11 protein-coding genes, 10 tRNA genes and 3 rRNA genes are annotated in these 20,564 nt (G+C 46.1%); 2 read left to right on the top strand and 22 right to left on the bottom strand.

The window, feature by feature from the left end; translation table 11 throughout:
- Positions 1 to 120 precede the first annotated feature (120 nt).
- Entirely contained in the window at positions 121 to 1,911 is a 1,791-nt protein-coding gene (locus AC0VX7_RS01065) for a CocE/NonD family hydrolase (RefSeq protein WP_475426299.1), read from the top strand.
- A 139-nt stretch (positions 1,912 to 2,050) separates the two neighbouring features.
- Here the strand turns inward: AC0VX7_RS01065 and AC0VX7_RS01060 are convergent, their stop codons facing one another.
- From AC0VX7_RS01060 to sigW, 8 genes are all read right to left on the bottom strand, one after another.
- Entirely contained in the window at positions 2,051 to 3,283 is a 1,233-nt protein-coding gene (locus AC0VX7_RS01060; RefSeq protein WP_475426298.1) for a GGDEF domain-containing protein, read from the bottom strand.
- 165 nt (positions 3,284 to 3,448) lie between these two features.
- Complete coding sequence (locus AC0VX7_RS01055) at positions 3,449 to 4,306, bottom strand: MBL fold metallo-hydrolase (RefSeq protein WP_475428053.1); 858 nt, start codon at positions 4,304 to 4,306, stop codon at positions 3,449 to 3,451.
- A gap of 170 nt (positions 4,307 to 4,476) precedes the next feature.
- Positions 4,477 to 6,279: a glutamine--fructose-6-phosphate transaminase (isomerizing) gene (gene glmS, locus AC0VX7_RS01050; RefSeq protein WP_475426297.1), complete on the bottom strand. Its 1,803-nt coding sequence runs from the start codon at positions 6,277 to 6,279 to the stop codon at positions 4,477 to 4,479.
- A 525-nt stretch (positions 6,280 to 6,804) separates the two neighbouring features.
- The gene (glmM, locus tag AC0VX7_RS01045; RefSeq protein ID WP_475426296.1) at positions 6,805 to 8,154 is read right to left on the bottom strand and encodes a phosphoglucosamine mutase; all 1,350 of its coding nucleotides are present in this window, start codon (positions 8,152 to 8,154) and stop codon (positions 6,805 to 6,807) included.
- 37 nt (positions 8,155 to 8,191) lie between these two features.
- Positions 8,192 to 9,424 (bottom strand): CdaR family protein, encoded by a 1,233-nt coding sequence (locus AC0VX7_RS01040; protein WP_475426295.1) that lies wholly within the window; start codon positions 9,422 to 9,424, stop codon positions 8,192 to 8,194.
- Complete coding sequence (cdaA, locus tag AC0VX7_RS01035; protein WP_041964276.1) at positions 9,417 to 10,244, bottom strand: diadenylate cyclase CdaA; 828 nt, start codon at positions 10,242 to 10,244, stop codon at positions 9,417 to 9,419. The genes AC0VX7_RS01040 and cdaA overlap by 8 nt, the downstream gene beginning before the upstream one ends.
- 460 nt (positions 10,245 to 10,704) lie before the next feature.
- Complete coding sequence (locus AC0VX7_RS01030) at positions 10,705 to 11,358, bottom strand: zf-HC2 domain-containing protein (protein WP_475426294.1); 654 nt, start codon at positions 11,356 to 11,358, stop codon at positions 10,705 to 10,707.
- A gap of 16 nt (positions 11,359 to 11,374) precedes the next feature.
- A complete protein-coding gene (gene sigW / locus AC0VX7_RS01025; RefSeq protein WP_144481378.1) occupies positions 11,375 to 11,938 on the bottom strand; it encodes an RNA polymerase sigma factor SigW in 564 nt (187 codons plus the stop codon).
- 211 nt (positions 11,939 to 12,149) lie between these two features.
- Here sigW and AC0VX7_RS01020 point away from each other — a divergent pair, with 211 nt between their 5' ends.
- Positions 12,150 to 12,356, top strand: a complete 207-nt coding sequence (locus tag AC0VX7_RS01020) for a Spo0E family sporulation regulatory protein-aspartic acid phosphatase (RefSeq protein WP_475426293.1) — start codon at positions 12,150 to 12,152, stop codon at positions 12,354 to 12,356.
- An 83-nt stretch (positions 12,357 to 12,439) separates the two neighbouring features.
- Here the strand turns inward: AC0VX7_RS01020 and rocF are convergent, their stop codons facing one another.
- From rocF to AC0VX7_RS00950, 14 genes are all read right to left on the bottom strand, one after another.
- On the bottom strand, positions 12,440 to 13,336 hold the full coding sequence (rocF, locus tag AC0VX7_RS01015) for an arginase (protein ID WP_475426292.1): 897 nt from the start codon (positions 13,334 to 13,336) through the stop codon (positions 12,440 to 12,442).
- A gap of 783 nt (positions 13,337 to 14,119) precedes the next feature.
- Positions 14,120 to 14,195: transfer RNA gene (locus AC0VX7_RS01010), tRNA-Ala, on the bottom strand.
- Between the two features lie 3 nt (positions 14,196 to 14,198).
- Positions 14,199 to 14,273, bottom strand: a tRNA-Gly gene (locus AC0VX7_RS01005).
- A gap of 72 nt (positions 14,274 to 14,345) precedes the next feature.
- Positions 14,346 to 14,418: transfer RNA gene (locus AC0VX7_RS01000), tRNA-Lys, on the bottom strand.
- A gap of 5 nt (positions 14,419 to 14,423) precedes the next feature.
- A tRNA-Gln gene (locus tag AC0VX7_RS00995) sits at positions 14,424 to 14,498 on the bottom strand.
- Positions 14,499 to 14,552: 54 nt separating this feature from the next.
- Positions 14,553 to 14,637: transfer RNA gene (locus AC0VX7_RS00990), tRNA-Tyr, on the bottom strand.
- Between the two features lie 94 nt (positions 14,638 to 14,731).
- Positions 14,732 to 14,807: transfer RNA gene (locus tag AC0VX7_RS00985), tRNA-Thr, on the bottom strand.
- Positions 14,808 to 14,844: 37 nt separating this feature from the next.
- Positions 14,845 to 14,920: transfer RNA gene (locus tag AC0VX7_RS00980), tRNA-Val, on the bottom strand.
- A 75-nt stretch (positions 14,921 to 14,995) separates the two neighbouring features.
- Positions 14,996 to 15,070, bottom strand: a tRNA-Glu gene (locus tag AC0VX7_RS00975).
- Positions 15,071 to 15,088: 18 nt separating this feature from the next.
- Positions 15,089 to 15,161 (bottom strand) — tRNA-Thr (locus tag AC0VX7_RS00970).
- A gap of 41 nt (positions 15,162 to 15,202) precedes the next feature.
- Positions 15,203 to 15,277: transfer RNA gene (locus AC0VX7_RS00965), tRNA-Asn, on the bottom strand.
- Between the two features lie 79 nt (positions 15,278 to 15,356).
- Positions 15,357 to 15,472, bottom strand: a 5S ribosomal RNA gene (rrf, locus tag AC0VX7_RS00960).
- Positions 15,473 to 15,618: 146 nt separating this feature from the next.
- Positions 15,619 to 18,553 (bottom strand): 23S ribosomal RNA (locus tag AC0VX7_RS00955).
- 231 nt (positions 18,554 to 18,784) lie between these two features.
- A 16S ribosomal RNA gene (locus AC0VX7_RS00950) occupies positions 18,785 to 20,336 on the bottom strand.
- Together the 16S, 23S and 5S rRNA genes with 10 tRNA genes alongside form the textbook arrangement of a ribosomal RNA operon.
- Between the last annotated feature and the right edge of the window lie 228 nt (positions 20,337 to 20,564).

Below are 20,564 nucleotides of genomic sequence, written 5' to 3'. Positions count from 1 at the left end.
TTCCCTGGCGGATCACACTGTTTTATTTTGCTGATTCTAAGAACCCGACATTTATCGTATATAAGTGTCCTGGTGATTTTTCGTATGATTAATTTGAAAACCCTTACAGGAGGCTTGCTGATGAAATTATTCAATATTTCACTTGCTTTTTTACTCATCTTCAGCCTGTTCTCGGGGCTTGGTTCTTCCCAGGCCTCCGCTTCAGGGCATGAATGGGAAGACACAAGCTATGACCGCCCAGAACAGTATTCAAACTATACTACGGAAAAAGATGTTTTCATCACGATGAGGGATGGCGTAATTTTAGCAGCCGATGTGCATCTGCCTGATGGCGAGGGACCGTTCCCTGTCATCCTCACACAAACACCGTATAACAAGAACGTAAGCAGCACCGAGAATCTAAATGAGTATTTTATTAAGCGCGGCTATGCCCATGTGGCAGTCGATGTCCGGGGGACAGGCGCCTCACAGGGTGCATGGGATTCATTCGGCGAAGCAGAACAGCGCGATGGCAAGGAGCTCGTCGAATGGGCAGCAAGCCAGCCGTGGAGCACTGGAAAGGTTGGTTTATATGGCTCTTCCTACCGGGCGATCAACCAGCTTTTAACCGCAGCCCAACAGCCTGAAGGACTGGAAGCCATTTTCCCGATCGTGCCGATGGGTGATATGTACCGCGACATTCTCATGTCAGGAGGAATGGTCAACACAGGATTCATCCCGCTCTGGCTCGGACTTGTGACAGGCAGCGGCTTGCTTCCGCCTTCCTACACTCTGTCGGACCCAATCATGGGAACGACCGTTTTGCTAAACCACACCGGACAAATTCTCGGCTTTCCAGTCAGCACCCTAAGCTCTGCGATAACAGGCGGCGACTTCGCCTATGATGGACCAGCCGCACAACTGCGCTCTCCACTGGCAGTTGCCGAGCAAATTGAAGTTCCCGCATTTTTCACCGGAGGACTTCATGACCTGTTCCAGCGTGGAACCCCGCTTCTTTATGAAAAATTAAAAGCAAACGGCGTACAGACAAAGCTGCTGATGGGAAACTGGACGCACGGAAACTATGGCAGCGGTTTGCCTGCCGACAATGTCCCTGCCCTTGACCAGCTGGCGTTGCGATGGTTCGATCAGTATTTGATGGGAATCAACACGAACATCAACAAAATACCTGATGTCACTCAATATGTGCTCGGTGAGGATCGTTTCGAGGTCCAGCCAGGCTGGCCACATCAGGAGGCAGAAGCTGAGAAGTTTTACTTGCGCAGCGGTAAGCAGTTGACGAAGGAGACTCCTTCCTATGCGGAGCCATCGCGCACAATGCTTCAGCAGCCGTTGAACGGCATTTGTTCAGGCAGCACGAACCAGTGGATGGCAGGAATCCCGGATGCCCTCCCTTGTACGAAGGATAATCGCCTGACAGAATTGGGCGAGCTCACCTATACGACAGCACCAGTAAATTCAGACTTGCGTGTTTCCGGGCCAATCGCCGCTAAAATTTTTGCCAAAACAACCGCTCGTGAACTCGTATTGTCTGTACGTGTAACCGATGTCGCACCGGACGGGACTTCCCGCGAAATTACTGCAGGCTGGCTCGCCGCCTCTCACCGGGCAGTCGACGAAATCAAGAGCCGCTTCCTCGATGGAGAGAACATCCAGCCATGGCACCCATTTACGAGAGCTGCGGTGCAGGAAGTGAAGCCATATGAAGTTATGGAGCTGGATGTCGAGATCTTCCCTAGCAACTTCGTCATCAAAGAAGGGCACAGACTCCGCGTTGCCATCGGGCCAAGCGACTTCCCGCACTCCATGTCGCCAGCATCGCAGCTGCTCGACCAGCTCGGTGGGATTGCAACGATTTTGTCTAACTCTAAATATCCGTCATCGATCGTACTGCCGGTGGTTGAGGAATAATCGTAAATTTAGCCTGCCGAGTTTTCGGCAGGCTATTTGTATGGACATGTTAACTAAAATTTACATTAAAAATGAATTGTTTTCATAAGGAAATAGCAAAGAGAAAAAAGCAACCACCCCTTGTAAAAGGTTAGTTGCTTTAAACCATTCCATTTTCTGCGGTTATTTGGTTCCTGCCCTGTCGCTTTGATTTCAGCAAAAGGTTATCGGCCAGTATATATCCTTTTTCAATCGAAGATGGTTCAGAAAAGTTATTAAAATAGAGGCCAAAAGATGACGTAAAAGCAATTATATACTGCTCCCCGTTGAATTCGATCTCCAGCCTTGCCTTTTCGAGTTCCTGCCTCATTTCCTCGAGGAGTGCATACGTTTCTTCGAATGTACGGTTCCTTAAAAATAAAGTGAACTCTTCACCACCGCTCCGGAAAAGCAGGTCATCTTCCTCCAGGAAGCTAGTTAAGAACTTTACATAAAACTTGAGGGCTTGATCACCGACCGCGTGGTTATACGTATCATTAATCAATTTAAAACGGTCGATGTCAGCGACTACGACCCCCATTGTTTGCCCGAGGTTGGACAGGTCATCTATCTTCTTATCCATAAATGCTCGATTATTGGCCCCCGTTAAAGCATCTTTATAGGCCATCACTTCAAATTTATCCCGCTCCAACTTGTCCTGTATATTTATTGTCTTCATCAAAATGGAACGATTAACAAAGTGATATAACACCAATAATCCGATTAAGTATTCCCACTGATTGTGATAGAGGAATACAATTAACAATCCGTTTGTCATAACGGTCTTCCCAATATCAAGTAAATTCCAATAGCTATAAAATTGAGCCGCATCTTTCCAGGAGCGAATTTCTTTTATCAGCCAGAAATAAATAAGAATGAAGGTATCGGAAGTAAAAGCTGTTACCACAGTAATTAGGAAAAAAGTTATCCAGATGCCAAATGGTAGATGATTCAATAGCGGCCAAAGCAACCCATATAAATAGTAGGCTAATATATTAGCAGCTGAAAACGTTGTAATATTATAGAATGTATATAAAAACGGATTATCATTTGTCTTTTTCTTCCATATATTGATCATGAGAGTGGAGCCATGATTTAGAATCTCATAGAGGAGAACGCCAATTGGTCCAGCATAAATCGCAATCGCAATACCGTAATTAATCGAGTATTCAGTGGTTACTCCTTTTGTTTCCGTTAGGATGTTTAAATGATAATTAATGATGTTAAAAACTAGAAAAAGACTGAGAGCTATGAAGATATCCTTGGTGTCTAACTCAACCTGATTTCCTAGAAAGGCAACCAGTGTGACAAATAAAAAAAGAAGTAGATAATAAATATTCTCCCTTTTCAGCAATAAAATCCCTCCGCTTTCCCTATCGCCTTCCTATTATGATTCAGTATTAACATTATATCATCCCTTGCTAGTGTTGAGTTTTGAAAGTTTTAGACAAGGAAATAGACCGCCATGACTCAAAAAAAAAGAAGGCATACACATACGCCTTCAATACTAAATATTCACTTAGTTGATGCTCTTATCCACGTACTTCCCATAGTCCGGTACCGCAATACTGTCAAATTCCCGGACCAGCTTTTCAAGGCTGTTTGACAGTAATTCACCTGACATCGGCAGTCCATGTCCTGTCACGGCCGCGGCCGGTTTCAATGCCTCAAGCTTAATGACTGATTCCTTCGCGGATTTCCAATCTGGCGTCAGATACCTTGGGGGACCGCTTATTTCCTGTTCCTGTGTTAACACTTTATACAGTGACTCCTGTTTAACAGTCACAAATGCGTCTCCTGCAATCAGCACTCGATCTCTTTCTCTAAAAAAAGAAACATGGCCGGGCGTATGACCTGGTGTGTGAATCCATTTAAATTCTGGCATATGCGGTATCGTGCCATCAGAAGGTAGTTTTTCTACATTATTCCCCAGGTCGATCGGTTCGTTTGGAAACAAAGGCGACATTTTCGCAACCATACCGCCTTCAACAGTTGGATCTGGTTCAGGGTAACTCATTTGTCCTGTGAGAAAAGGTATTTCCAGTTCATGTGCATAAACAGGAACTTCCCAATGTTTCACCAATTCGATAATCGCTCCAACATGATCAAAATGACCATGTGTTAAAATAATCGCTTTTGGACGGATGTTCGCTCCAAAACGCTCTTCTGTAACGGAAATGATCTCTTCCGCTGATTCTGGCATTCCCGCATCGATTAGAACAAAATCCTTTGTTTCCGGATTTCCAACCAAATGAATATTGACGATCTGGACAGTATAATTAAATAGGTCTGGCAAAATCTCCATGCCCACACCGCTGCCTATAGAAGTAGCAGGAATATATTTATAATCACTGCCATAGTTCATTTCCTTATCTATTTCCATCCCAATACCTCCGTATAAACTCATTCCATACAGAGTTATTGTCTCTCTCTATAGATAATTTATGATTGGACAGGTTGGAAAAGTCTAAATCCAAGCGATACCAAAAAAAAGGATCGAGAAACGTACCAAGTACGCTCCCGACCCTTCTGGAGTTTTAAAAAATTTTATTCAACCGTAACAGATTTAGCCAGGTTACGTGGCTTATCAACGTCACAGTCGCGGTGCAATGCTGCGTAGTAAGAAATCAATTGCATTGGTATTACTGAGATAAGAGGTGTTAATAGGCTGTGCACTTCTGGGATGACGAAGCGGTCTTCGTCTGTTTCCAGTCCATTCATGGAAATGATGCACGGGTTTGCTCCGCGGGCAACGACTTCTTTGACGTTTCCACGGATGCTTAGGTTAACAAATTCTTGTGTTGCAAGAGCAATGACTGGTGTGCCTTCTTCGATCAAAGCGATTGTTCCGTGCTTCAGTTCTCCGCCGGCAAAGCCTTCAGCCTGGATGTACGAGATTTCTTTTAGCTTCAACGCGCCTTCAAGACCTACGTAGAAATCGATTCCGCGTCCGATGAAGAATGCGTTTCTTGTAACAGTCAGGTATTCGCGAGCGATGCTTTCGAATTCTTCTTTGTCGTCGCAAAGAGCTTCCATAGCTGTCGCTACGATTCCTAATTCCTGTACAAGATCAAAGTCTACATCGTGGCCAATTCCGCGAGCTGTTACTTCTGCTAAAATTGCCAGGACAGCAAGCTGTGCCGTATACGCTTTTGTTGAAGCAACCGCGATTTCCGGACCAGCATGTAGAAGAAGAGTGTAATCTGCTTCACGGGAAAGTGTTGAACCAGGTACGTTCGTAATCGTCAATGCTTTATAGCCCATTTCCTTCACCTGAACAAGAACCTGGCGGCTGTCCGCAGTTTCTCCACTCTGGGAAATGAAGATGAACAATGGCTTTTCAGATAGAAGCGGCATATTGTAGCCGAACTCACTTGAGATATGGACTTCAACAGGAATCTTCGCCAATTTTTCGATGAACTGCTTGCCAACAAGGCCGGCATGATAAGAAGTACCCGCAGCGACGATGTAAATGCGATCTGCTTCTTTCATCGCAGCAACGATGTCAGAATCTATTTCAAGCGCGCCTTCGCCATCCTGATAGTTCTGGATGATTTTACGCATCACTAGCGGCTGTTCGTCGATTTCCTTGAGCATGTAGTGTGGGTATGTTCCCTTTTCAATGTCGCTTGCATCAAGCTCTGCTGTATAAGGGGCACGTGAAATAACTTCACCTTCAAGGTTCTTGATTGCCACTTCGTCCTTAGTGACAATGACCATTTCCTTATCCATCAGTTCAACATACTGGTTTGTTACCTGAATCATTGCCATCGCGTCACTAGCAACAACATTGAAACCATCGCCAAGGCCGACAAGAAGCGGGCTCTTGTTTTTCGCCACAAAAATAGTGTCTTCGTTTTGCTCATCTATAAGGGCAAGTGCATATGAACCATGTAAAAGTGTCAGCGTCTTACGGAACGCTTCTTCCAGGCTCAGACCTTCGTTTACGAACAGATCAATCAACTGAACGATAATCTCAGTGTCTGTTTCACTTTTCAATTCTACATTCTGCAAATACTCGCGCTTCAATAGATCGTAGTTCTCGATCACGCCATTGTGAACAAGAGTCAGTCTGCCAGTTGTGCTTTGGTGAGGGTGAGCGTTCACTTTGCTTGGAGGACCGTGAGTAGCCCAGCGAGTATGGCCGATACCAGCGTTCGCCATTACATCATTGTCCACTGCGTTGCGAAGATCCGCAATGCGTCCTTTTTCCTTAAAAACGTGAACTCCCTTTTCATTCATGACTGCGATTCCCGCAGAATCATAACCTCTGTACTCAAGCTTTTCCAGACCTTTTAATAAAATCTCTTTCGAGTCATTATTTCCGATATATCCAACGATTCCACACATAACTTCCGTTCCTCCTGTACGACAGGGGGCAAGAAGCCTCTTTTATAGGGGCGGCTTGCCCCCTTATCTCATATAATTGGTTTGAGGTCAGACTCTATTATCTAATCCTCGTTAGTTTTAGCATCCCCATCTCTTTGTGCATTAAGTTGCCTTAATGTTTTAAAGATGGAATTCGCGGCTGTGCTTTCAGCCGGGAGGCATCCGCCGAAACTTCGATAAACCTCCACCTCGTCAACTAACCCACATTTACGGTCAAGGATTAGTCCTGGCGCTTTAGTTTTCCCTTGATCTACCTCTGCCCACCTTTCCGATAAAATCGTTTTATAAGGCATATGTTGCACAAACAGCCTTATTTACAAAAACAGGATTATCATACATGATACTGATGCATCCGTCAATAGAAAACAAAGGAAAACAGCCTTCCCGTACAATTACCCTTTACAGTCTGGCTAAAACTTCCCTTCATAAATAAATATGCATAAGGGCTCTTCTACGTGCAGAAGCCCTTATGCATATGACTGATTCCTATTCTTTTAATCCCATTTCTTCTTCAACAACGACAGCAATTCGTCTTACATATTCTTCGCAAAGCTCTGCTGTTGCTGCCTCTGCCATGACGCGTACCAATGGCTCTGTTCCGGAAGGACGAACAAGGATACGGCCGTTGCCGTTCATTTCCGCTTCAACTTGTTCAATCACTGCTTTTACCTTCTCGTTATCTGTTACGTGGTGCTTATCAGTCACCCGGATATTCACGAGGACCTGAGGGTACTTCTTCATTTCTCCAGCCAGTTCAGAAAGCGGCTTGTTCGTTGCTTTCATGATATTGGCAAGCTGCAGGCCAGTTAACAGGCCGTCACCAGTTGTATTGTAATCAAGGAAAATGATATGCCCGGACTGCTCTCCGCCGAGATTGTAACCATTCTTCTTCATTTCTTCTACTACATAGCGGTCGCCAACAGCTGTCTGAACACTTTTAACTCCATGCTCTTCTAGGCCTTTGTAGAAACCAAGGTTGCTCATTACGGTTGAAACAACTGTACCCTGCTTCAGCTGGCCTCTTTCCTTCAGGAACTTGCCGCAAATATACATGATTTGGTCGCCATCAACGATGTTTCCCTTTTCATCAATCGCAATCAAGCGGTCGCCATCTCCATCAAACGCAAGCCCAAGATCTGCACCCTTTTCTTTAACGAATGCAGCAAGTGCTTCAGGATGAGTTGATCCAACACCATCATTGATATTCAAACCGTTAGGCGATGCTCCCATTGTTGAAGTATCAGCATCAAGGTCAGCAAATAAATGCGTAGCCAATGAGGAGGTTGCCCCATGTGCGCAGTCGAGCGCGATATGCAGCCCCGTGAATTCTTCATCAACTGATTGCTTAAGATATTGAAGGTACTTTTGGCCGCCTTCAAAATAATCATTCACCTGACCAAGGTTAGCACCAACAGGACGAGGAAGCTCATCCACTTCCATATCCATCAATTGCTCGATTTCATTCTCTTGATCATCAGATAGCTTATATCCATCCGGGCCAAAGAATTTGATGCCATTATCCGCAACTGGATTGTGAGATGCCGAAATCATGACTCCAGCCTGCGCACCAAGGGCCTTCGTCAAATACGCTACCCCTGGAGTAGAGATGACACCGAGCCTCATAACTTCCGCTCCGATTGATAATAGACCGGCAACCAGCGCTCCTTCAAGCATATGTCCGGAAATACGAGTGTCCCTTCCAATTAAAACTTTAGGACGATCATGTTCCTTTGTAAGGACATAGCCTCCAAAGCGGCCAAGCTTGAAAGCTAATTCTGGTGTTAATTCGCTGTTCGCAACACCACGTACTCCATCTGTACCGAAATATTTACCCATTCTTAAAATCTCTCCTTGTATGAAAAATTGCAGTCATTTACGCATCTTTTTTCGCAACCGATATACTGGCTTTTTCTTTAGCCAATTTCCACGTTATATTTTGAGGTGCTGTCACTTTCATGTCGACTTCATGATTTCCTTCATCCAGTTCCGACACATCAATCAGGATCTTAAAATCATCTGATGACAGAGCTGAAACAATATCACTCGGCCCAGAAACGGTCAAGTTCGTCTGACCGTTTGCAGGATCAAGGAAGTTGACTTCCAAGCCTTCATCCATCCCATCTATTTGTATGGGAACATTGGAAATGCTTTTCTCGGAAGCCTTCGTGACGTTCACGGTCACTTTTACCGTTTCGGGTGATACCTTGACAATTCCTTCACCGATGATGACTGGGAGGGTAATCTCCGTATCCTCATCAATCTTGCTGACATCCACTTCGACCCTGACTTTTTCAAAATTCTCGAGTACGCCTGGGTCAGCGATGATCTCTGCTTCCTTTGTTTCTAACGTTATTGAATCGATTGTTACTCCACTTGGAGGAGTCCCTTTTCGGACAATATCAATCGGTACCTTCTTGCTTGAGCTTTTAATCGGGATTGTTACCTCGACAACCTGTGGTTCCACAACGACATTAAGCTTGTTCATATCTTTATCCAAAGCTAGTACACTTGCTTCTCGTGTGATTGTTTCTGATATTTTCCCTGATGAATTGACAGTTGCTTTCACAAAGGTGATTTTATCAACTACATCTTTGGCACCTGTTATTTGGACTTTATTAGGCTTTACCGCTGGTTTCTCGGCCATATAGCCTTCCTCAACTATATTAGCGCTGAACTCAGCCTCCACCCTGAATTCTTTCGTTACCTTCTCCTGGATGGAAACATTCGCATAACCAGGTTCAATGGTGACGGTCAGGCGATCCGAGACATCTTTAATCGTAATCGGGACTCGCTGATTCCCGATTTCAGCATCTGTCAAATCTACGAACACCTCGAAATTCCTCAGTGTCTTAGCCTGCTGAACAAGATTCTTCGGGCCTTGCAGGGTGACAGAAACAGTCTCGGGAACACCGGACACTACCAGAGTATCGGTATCATAAATCCTTTTTACTGGTACTTCTTCAACCGTCTCCACCTTTTCATCTGATGGCACATTCACATCACCCGGCTTACCTGGATCGTTTTTAGGGACAGATCCAAAGAGCAGAACAGCAAGGACAAGGGCAACCACTTTTATGAACCAGGGATTATCCATCCATTTATCCATTTTTCTTCCCCCTCCAATTCCAGCGGGTAGAAGCGGCCTGCTTGATTCTTGATGGGGAAATCAGTTCGGCTGTGAGCAGTTCCCTTAGCGTTTCCCCGCTCAAGTCACGGTAAAGTTCGCCATTCCGGGTAACCGATACATTCCCTGTCTCCTCAGAAACAACGATCGTGATACTGTCAGTTACTTCACTGATTCCGAGTGCGGCCCTGTGCCTTGTACCCAGCTCCTTCGAGATGAACGGACTTTCCGACAGCGGCAAATAGCAAGCAGCCGCTGCTACGATGTTTTTCTGTATGACTACAGCTCCATCATGAAGCGGTGTATTCGGTATAAAAAGATTAATCAACAGTTCAGAGGAGATTTTTGATTGAAGCTGTATGCCTGTTTCTATGTAATCACTCATTCCTGTTTCTCTTTCAATTGAGATCAATGCTCCGATTCGGCGCTTCGCCATATAATCAGTTGCTTTGATAATGGCCTCCACCATCTTCTCTTCGTCTTCCTCTTCCTGCAGCCCTGATCTGGCAAAGAGCCGTCCCCTGCCGAGCTGTTCGAGTGCCCGCCGCAATTCGGGCTGGAAGATGATGATAATGGCCAGGAATCCCCAGGTTAGTACTTGTTCCATCATCCAGCTAAGAGTGTTCAATCCGAAGTAATCACTGACAAACTTTACGATCAGGATGACAAAGATTCCTTTTAAAAGCTGGACAGCCTTTGTCCCTCGAATTATCGCAATCAGCTTATAAATGACGAACCAAACCAGGAGAATGTCAACAATATTAGCTAGATATTCTAAAAAATCGAAATCTGCAAACGACATTGCACTTCCTCCAGTAGTTTAGTAAGACTGTTTCAGAAAAGTCGCTAACCTTCCTGAAAGTTCAATCAGCCTTGTAGTAAAGCTCTTTTCGTAAAAATGACGAAAACAGCCTATTGTAAAGACTCTTTTCTCAAACATTGATGCTATTGAATACAAAAATTGGATTGAATTGCCTATATTTCTTCGTAAAGTTGACGCTTCTTATGAGAAAAGAGCATGCAAACTTAATACCGACCTGCAAAATAGGTATATATCACGTTAAAATCGGTTTTAGGATTTTAACAACAAGCTTTACGTAAACAGCCCTTTGTAAAAAAAAGCGGAAGATGACCAGCACTTCAGCCTATAAACAAAGATAACTTTCTTATTATAACACAAGCCTTGTTCAAATTAATAATCATGTCTACTGCAGTCCCCTGCCAATTAATCCTTTTTGATGCACTCTAAAAAACAGCCATTCCTATTGGAATGACTGTTCTTTTTCGTCGTCCTCAAAAAGATCTGCGGTATTTTTAGCGGTCTTCTTTATATGGTACCAAATCCACTCGAACACTTCATTGACCTCTGTTATTTCACCGGTGACATTGCCTGCTGCTGCCAGGTATTTCTCACCGTTAATCAACTCACCGTTGATTACTGTGACATTACCCTGGACCTCGCCTTCAATTTTCACCTTGCCATTCCTGACAACGACATCACCCTTGACGACTTCCCCTTCAGGTACGATGACTGTATCATTTTCAACAATCAGATTAGGCTGCTTCGATACGGAAAACTGGTGTTCTTCATTCCAAGTCGAAAAGATGCTGCCAGTCATTAATGCCAGGAAAAGCGAGGCAGCTGTTAACAATGGATGGCTCCTGAACCAACGTTGGATTTCCGTCTTTTTCTTTTCCTTCGGCAGGCCGGCCATCACTTTTGAAGTAAAATCAACTGGTGCCTGGATATGAGAGGTGCTCTGCACTAGAGCGATTGACTTATTCAGCTCCCTGAAGTATTCCTGGCAATCTGAACAGCTGTGCAGGTGCTCTCTTAATATCTTTTCATGTTCTTCGGAGATTTCTTCATCTAGGTATTCATGCATATAGTCAATAATTTGTTCGGAACATTTCATATTCTTTCACCTCACCTTATACGTGTCGCAACTGTTGCCTTAAGGCTTCTCTTCCTCGATGGATCCTCGTCTTCACTGTGCCAAGCGGCAAATCCAGTATTTCACTGATCTCATTCAGGCTGAGTTCTTCAATATACTTTAATACGATGACCGACCTGTATTTATCGGGTAGTTTTGAAATTTCTTTTTGGATCGTATCCTGCAATTCGATACTTTCAACCTCATCCTCTGGCAAAGGAGTTTCAGATGGGACCTGGGAGTACATGGTTAGGCCCTCTGTTCCAGGCACTTCCGCATCCAGAAAGTAATCTGGTTTCTTTTTGCGAATCCGGTCAATACATAGGTTTGTGGCAATTCTATAAAGCCATGTTGAAAACTTCAAGTTTTGATTGAAGCTGTTGATATTGATATATGCACGGATAAAAGCCTCTTGTGCAATATCCTCTGCCTCATGCCGATTCCCGAGCATACGGTAGCAAAGCTGGAAAACCTTGTCCTTGTATACCTCAACAATCTCTCCATAGGCATTCTGGTCTCCCTTGATTACCTGTTTTATTCTGTGTTTTACAATTGTCTCCATTATTTTACCTCCGCGCTTCATGCGGCTAATCGATATACGAATCGATTCCGTAAAAGGTTTCGTTTTTTTTATAAAAACTTTATATATGTATGTAATTGACAAAATCATCTACCAACTGACTTATTTTGCGAAAAACGTTAAAAAAACACGATATGTTAATATTAACAAATTTTTACCAGTTTGGTTTAAAAAGTTTTTTTCAGGGGAATAAATGAACTATATTTCAGTGAAAGCGAGGAAACAATCAATGTGTGCAGAAACGTTGTTGAAGGATATTGAAAATTGCCGTAAAGAGATGGTTGAATTAGCCGCAAGAACCTCGCTGTCAAACCAACGGGTTGTAGACATAAGTACAAAACTCGACCATTTACTAAATAAATATTATCACTTATCATCAAAAAATACATTTCTATATTAATAATAAGAGAGCAGCAGCCACACATGGCCGCTGCTCCTATTTTTTACTCACTAGTATGAGTCTATTCCAAAACTACTGAAGCATTACAAAAGTTTCTCTCCAAATAAAGAACCCATTAACGCGACTGCTGCGACAGCGGTCTTGTTCTTTTCATCAAGAATTGGATTCACTTCGACGAATTCAGCTGAAGTGATGATTTTTGCTTCAGCCAACATTTCCATAGCCAGGTGGCTCTCACGGTAACTGATTCCTCCAGTTACCGGCGTACCGACACCAGGAGCATCTGTTGGATCCAGCCCATCCAAATCAAGTGAAAGATGGACACCATCTGTCTTATCTTTAAGATAGTTGACTGTTTCCTCAATGACCGTAGCCATCCCAAGGCGGTCAATTTCATGCATCGTGAACACCTTGATCCCAAGCTCCTTGATTAAATCCTTCTCACCATCATCCAAAGCACGTGCCCCGATGATGACAATGTTTTCTGGTTTTACCTTTGGTGCATACCCGCCTAACTGAGTCAGCATTTCATGTCCTAATCCCAAGCTGGCAGCGAGCGGCATTCCGTGGATATTCCCTGATGGTGAAGTATCTGCTGTATTCAAGTCTCCATGTGCATCATACCAAATGACACCCAGGTTTTTATAATGCTTGGACACACCCGTCAAAGTGCCAATCGCAATGCTATGGTCGCCCCCTAAAACAAGCGGGAATGATCCTGATTCAATAATCCTGTCTACCTCATCAGCAAGCAAGCTGTTTTTTTCAGCCACTAATTCCAGATTGCGGAGATTGCTGTTAGGATCAATCTTAACCTCTGGCCGGCCAACTGCTATATCTCCCAAATCCTCTATCTCATCAAATAGCACTCTTAATCTTTCATTTATTCCAGCATAACGGATCGCACTTGGGCCCATGTCGACTCCCCTTCTCATCTGACCCAAATCCATAGGCATGCCAATAATCGAAAGTTTCTTCATTTATTTCTCCCCCTTGCTTTCTCTCATCTACCCCTTATTTTAAACGCTTTCATTGAAATGACTCAACCGGACAATTTCATGAATATATATACGGTTTGGAATTGAGTGAATTTACGAACTGAATTAAGGGATACTTGGACCACCTTTTTGTAGAGTTTGATCATCTTTAGCGTGAGTAGCAGTGGATCCCGCCCTTCGATCTGCACTTTCTTGACAGCTTTGAGCTTCACACCCTGAAACCTGTCACAATAACGGCTTTTTCTTGACAGCTTTGGCCTCCGCAACCTGAAACCTGTCACAATAACGGCTTTTTCTTGACAGCTTTGAGCTTCACTACCTGAAACCTGTCATAATAACGGCTTTTTCTTGACAGCTTTGGCCTCCACAACCTAAAACCTGTCACAATAACTGCTTTTTCTTGACAGCTTTGGGCTCCATTAGCTGAAACCTGTCATAATAACAGAACTTTCTTGACAGCTTGGTGCTCCGCTACCTGAAACCTGTCACAATAACTGCTTTTTCTTGACAGCTTTGGCCTCCGCAGCCTGAAACCTGTCATAATAACAGAACTTTCTTGACAGCTTTGGCCTCCGCAACCTAAAACCTGTCACAATAACTGCTTTTTCTTGACAGCTTTGGCCTCCGCAGCCTGAAACCTGTCATAATTACTGCACTTTCTTGACAGCTTTAGCCCATAATCCTTCAAACCTGTCTTAAATAAAAAATAAAAAAAGCCATAAACCCGGTTGGATTTATGGCTGAAATGGTATTTATGTAGTGTGATGGTGGAGCCTAGCGGGATCGAACCGCTGACCTCCTGCGTGCAAGGCAGGCGCTCTCCCAGCTGAGCTAAGGCCCCATTTGGAGCGGAAGACGGGATTCGAACCCGCGACCCCAACCTTGGCAAGGTTGTATTCTACCACTGAACTACTTCCGCATGATTTTATTATAATAGATAAAACCCCTAAAAATAAAGGATTAAGTTCATTCTTAGGGGTCTTAACATGAGTGAGCCATGAAGGACTCGAACCTTCGACCCTCTGATTAAAAGTCAGATGCTCTACCGACTGAGCTAATGGCTCGTTAATGGCTGGGCTAGCTGGATTCGAACCAACGCATGTCGCAGTCAAAGTGCGATGCCTTACCGCTTGGCTATAGCCCAATGAAAAAATAAAAAGGACATTAGTAGCTTGTCCAATTTTAATATGTATTAAAATGGTGGAGGGGGACGGATTCGAACCGCCGAACCCTGAGGGAGCGGATTTACAGTCCGCCGCGTTTAGCCACTTCGCTACCCCTCCACATAAAGAAACTTCCTAACTAGGTACATGCTCAAAATCCCTTCGGGATTTCTCGCATCTTTCCGCTGAAGCTTATTCAGGGAAGTTAGAAAGATGGTGCCGGCAAGAGGACTTGAACCCCCAACCTACTGATTACAAGTCAGTTGCTCTACCAATTGAGCTACACCGGCAAGTTAATGAAGATTGTTTTCACTGAGTGAAAAATCATGGTGGAGGATGACGGGATCGAACCGCCGACCCTCTGCTTGTAAGGCAGATGCTCTCCCAGCTGAGCTAATCCTCCATAATTTTATTCGCTGATGTTTTCATCACTAGCATGAAATTAATGATGATTATTTTCGCTAGCGCGAAAAAATCTTGGTGACCCCTACGGGATTCGAACCCGTGTTACCGCCGTGAAAGGGCGGTGTCTTAACCGCTTGACCAAGGGGCCGTATAATAATATATTCAGAGCTTCCAAGCGGGCTCGAACCGCTGACCTCTTCCTTACCATGGAAGTGCTCTACCTGCTGAGCTATGGAAGCATTTTGCTGCCAGCTCAAATGACTTTCATCATTAGAGATAATGGCTCCGCAGGTAGGATTCGAACCTACGACCGCTCGGTTAACAGCCGAGTGCTCTACCACTGAGCTACTGCGGAATAATGGTAATTAACATAACTCTTGCAGATGATTCGGTTGCCTCATCTTAGAAGTTGTCCAAGATGAAAAAGCATAATCGCCCGGCGGCGTCCTACTCTCACAGGGGGAAACCCCCAACTACCATCGGCGCTGAGAAGCTTAACTTCCGTGTTCGGTATGGGAACGGGTGTGACCTTCTCGCCATCGCCACCAGACAATTTTTCAAGAACAATATTTATTATACTGTCTTTTATGCATTTTTCAAGAGGAAATTTTTAAGTTATTTTACTATCGCAAAAAACTTTATTCCCTCAAAACTAGATAATGTGTAAGAAGAATAAGAAGAAACGAGTAATCTTTTTTGGTTAAGTCCTCGAACGATTAGTATCAGTCAGCTCCACACGTCACCGCGCTTCCACCTCTGACCTATCAACCTGATCATCTTTCAGGGTTCTTACTAGCTTGCGCTATGGGAAATCTCATCTTGAGGGGGGCTTCATGCTTAGATGCTTTCAGCACTTATCCCGTCCGCACATAGCTACCCAGCGATGCCTTTGGCAAGACAACTGGTACACCAGCGGTGCGTCCATCCCGGTCCTCTCGTACTAAGGACAGCTCCTCTCAAATTTCCTGCGCCCACGACGGATAGGGACCGAACTGTCTCACGACGTTCTGAACCCAGCTCGCGTACCGCTTTAATGGGCGAACAGCCCAACCCTTGGGACCGACTACAGCCCCAGGATGCGATGAGCCGACATCGAGGTGCCAAACCTCCCCGTCGATGTGGACTCTTGGGGGAGATAAGCCTGTTATCCCCGGGGTAGCTTTTATCCGTTGAGCGATGGCCCTTCCATGCGGAACCACCGGATCACTAAGCCCGACTTTCGTCCCTGCTCGACTTGTAGGTCTCGCAGTCAAGCTCCCTTGTGCCTTTACACTCTGCGAATGATTTCCAACCATTCTGAGGGAACCTTTGGGCGCCTCCGTTACTCTTTAGGAGGCGACCGCCCCAGTCAAACTGCCCACCTGACACTGTCTCCCGCCCCGATCAGGGGCGTGGGTTAGAATTTCAATACAGCCAGGGTAGTATCCCACCGACGCCTCCACCGAAGCTGGCGCTCCGGTTTCTCAGGCTCCTACCTATCCTGTACAAGCTGTACCAAAATTCAATATCAGGCTACAGTAAAGCTCCACGGGGTCTTTCCGTCCTGTCGCGGGTAACCTGCATCTTCACAGGTACTATAATTTCACCGAGTCTCTCGTTGAGACAGTGCCCAGATCGTTACGCCTTTCGTGCGGGTCGGAACTTACCCGACAAGGAATTTCGCTACCTTAGGACCGTTATAGTTACGGCCGCCGTTTACTGGGGCTTCGATTCAGAGCTTCGCGTGAGCTAACCCCTCCTCTTAACCTTCCAGCACCGGGCAGGCGTCAGCCCCTATACTTCGCCTTGCGGCTTCGCAGAGACCTGTGTTTTTGCTAAACAGTCGCCTGGGCCTATTCACTGCGGCTCATCTAGGCTATTCACCCAAATGAGCACCCCTTCTCCCGAAGTTACGGGGTCATTTTGCCGAGTTCCTTAACGAGAGTTCTCTCGCTCACCTTAGGATTCTCTCCTCGCCTACCTGTGTCGGTTTGCGGTACGGGCACCTTTTATCTCGCTAGAGGCTTTTCTTGGCAGTGTGGAATCAGGAACTTCGGTACTATATTTCCCTCGCTGTCACAGCTCAGCCTTCACGCAAGCGGGATTTGCCTCACTTGCAGCCTAACTGCTTAGACGCGCATATCCAACAGCGCGCTTACCCTATCCTACTGCGTCCCCCCATTGCTCAAACGATAAAGAGGTGGTACAGGAATATCAACCTGTTGTCCATCGCCTACGCCTTTCGGCCTCGGCTTAGGTCCCGACTAACCCTGAGAGGACGAGCCTTCCTCAGGAAACCTTGGGCATTCGGTGGATGGGATTCTCACCCATCTTTCGCTACTCATACCGGCATTCTCACTTCTAAGCGCTCCACCAGTCCTTACGGTCTGACTTCAACGCCCTTAGAACGCTCTCCTACCACTGACATCTAAGATGTCAATCCACAGCTTCGGTGATACGTTTAGCCCCGGTACATTTTCGGCGCAGAGTCACTCGACCAGTGAGCTATTACGCACTCTTTAAATGGTGGCTGCTTCTAAGCCAACATCCTGGTTGTCTAAGCAACTCCACATCCTTTTCCACTTAACGTATACTTTGGGACCTTAGCTGGTGGTCTGGGCTGTTTCCCTTTTGACTACGGATCTTATCACTCGCAGTCTGACTCCCACGGATAAGTCTTTGGCATTCGGAGTTTGTCTGAATTCGGTAACCCGATGAGGGCCCCTAGTCCAAACAGTGCTCTACCTCCAAGACTCTTACAACGTGAGGCTAGCCCTAAAGCTATTTCGGAGAGAACCAGCTATCTCCAAGTTCGATTGGAATTTCTCCGCTACCCACACCTCATCCCCGCACTTTTCAACGTGCGTGGGTTCGGGCCTCCAGTTGGTGTTACCCAACCTTCACCCTGGACATGGGTAGATCACCTGGTTTCGGGTCTACGACCACATACTCATTCGCCCTATTCAGACTCGCTTTCGCTGCGGCTCCGTCTTCTCAACTTAACCTTGCATGTAATCGTAACTCGCCGGTTCATTCTACAAAAGGCACGCCATCACCCATTAACGGGCTCTGACTACTTGTAGGCACACGGTTTCAGGATCTATTTCACTCCCCTTCCGGGGTGCTTTTCACCTTTCCCTCACGGTACTGGTTCACTATCGGTCACTAGGGAGTATTTAGCCTTGGGAGATGGTCCTCCCAGCTTCCGACGGGATTTCTCGTGTCCCGCCGTACTCAGGATCCACTCAGGAGGGAACGAAGTTTCAACTACAGGGTTTTTACCTTCTTTGACGGGCCTTTCCAGACCACTTCATCTACCCCGTTCCTTTGTAACTCCATGTTGAGTGTCCTACAACCCCAAGAGGCAAGCCTCTTGGTTTGGGCTATGTCCCGTTTCGCTCGCCGCTACTCAGGGAATCGCGTTTGCTTTCTCTTCCTCCGGGTACTTAGATGTTTCAGTTCCCCGGGTCTGCCTTCAATACCCTATGTATTCAGGTAAAGATACTGTCCCATTACGAACAGTGGGTTTCCCCATTCGGAAATCTCCGGATCAAAGCTTACTTACAGCTCCCCGAAGCATATCGGTGTTAGTCCCGTCCTTCATCGGCTCCTAGTGCCAAGGCATCCACCGTGCGCCCTTTCTAACTTAACCTAAAAGGTCATTTCTCTATTAAATAGAGAGAAAAACTAAAATGGCGATTACTCGGTTTTTTTTCTTGGTTCTTCTTACTTACGATTATCTAGTTTTCAAGGAACAAAAAAAGCTTTGAGGCAATTGCTCCCTCAAAACTAAACAAACAAGCGTACAACTATGCGGATTGTTAAATCCGCAGTACGAATCGAAAGATTCGCATTCCGATTGCCATTACGGCAATATCCTTAGAAAGGAGGTGATCCAGCCGCACCTTCCGATACGGCTACCTTGTTACGACTTCACCCCAATCATCTGTCCCACCTTAGGCGGCTGGCTCCATAAAGGTTACCCCACCGACTTCGGGTGTTACAAACTCTCGTGGTGTGACGGGCGGTGTGTACAAGGCCCGGGAACGTATTCACCGCGGCATGCTGATCCGCGATTACTAGCGATTCCGGCTTCATGCAGGCGAGTTGCAGCCTGCAATCCGAACTGAGAATGGATTTATGGGATTGGCTCGACCTCGCGGCTTCGCGACCCTTTGTTCCATCCATTGTAGCACGTGTGTAGCCCAGGTCATAAGGGGCATGATGATTTGACGTCATCCCCACCTTCCTCCGGTTTGTCACCGGCAGTCACCTTAGAGTGCCCAACTGAATGCTGGCAACTAAGATCAAGGGTTGCGCTCGTTGCGGGACTTAACCCAACATCTCACGACACGAGCTGACGACAACCATGCACCACCTGTCACTCTGTCCCCCGAAGGGGAACGCCCTATCTCTAGGGTTGTCAGAGGATGTCAAGACCTGGTAAGGTTCTTCGCGTTGCTTCGAATTAAACCACATGCTCCACCGCTTGTGCGGGCCCCCGTCAATTCCTTTGAGTTTCAGCCTTGCGGCCGTACTCCCCAGGCGGAGTGCTTAATGCGTTTGCTGCAGCACTAAAGGGCGGAAACCCTCTAACACTTAGCACTCATCGTTTACGGCGTGGACTACCAGGGTATCTAATCCTGTTCGCTCCCCACGCTTTCGCGCCTCAGCGTCAGTTACAGACCAGAGAGCCGCCTTCGCCACTGGTGTTCCTCCACATCTCTACGCATTTCACCGCTACACGTGGAATTCCGCTCTCCTCTTCTGCACTCAAGTTCCCCAGTTTCCAATGACCCTCCCCGGTTGAGCCGGGGGCTTTCACATCAGACTTAAGGAACCGCCTGCGCGCGCTTTACGCCCAATAATTCCGGACAACGCTTGCCACCTACGTATTACCGCGGCTGCTGGCACGTAGTTAGCCGTGGCTTTCTGGTCAGGTACCGTCAAGGTACCGGCAGTTACTCCGATACTTGTTCTTCCCTGACAACAGAACTTTACGACCCGAAGGCCTTCATCGTTCACGCGGCGTTGCTCCGTCAGACTTTCGTCCATTGCGGAAGATTCCCTACTGCTGCCTCCCGTAGGAGTCTGGGCCGTGTCTCAGTCCCAGTGTGGCCGATCACCCTCTCAGGTCGGCTACGCATCGTTGCCTTGGTGAGCCGTTACCTCACCAACTAGCTAATGCGCCGCGGGCCCATCTGTAAGTGACAGCGAGAGGCCGTCTTTCAGCTTTCCCTCATGTGAGGGAAAGGATTATCCGGTATTAGCTCCGGTTTCCCGAAGTTATCCCAGTCTTACAGGCAGGTTGCCCACGTGTTACTCACCCGTCCGCCGCTGATCTTCAAAAGCAAGCTAATGAAGATCCGCTCGACTTGCATGTATTAGGCACGCCGCCAGCGTTCGTCCTGAGCCAGGATCAAACTCTCCAAGAAAGAGTTATGAGTTAGCTCATAAAGTTAAAACGTTGGCTCATGTTCTTATAGAAGAAACATGATCATTTATTGTTTGTTGACGCTTGTTTGTTTAGTTTTCAAAGAACAATTCATTGTCTTGCCGCTCAGAAGCGACTTTCATAATATAACATGTGACCGATTTGATGTCAACCACATTTTTTATTATTTTTCCCGCCGATCACCGTGTTACCGAGTGGCTCAGCAGCG

Source organism: Mesobacillus sp. QJM3NY_10, assembly GCF_056173465.1.
The sequence above is the reverse complement of the archived record's forward strand: the minus strand, read 5'-3'. Positions and strand labels throughout refer to the sequence as shown.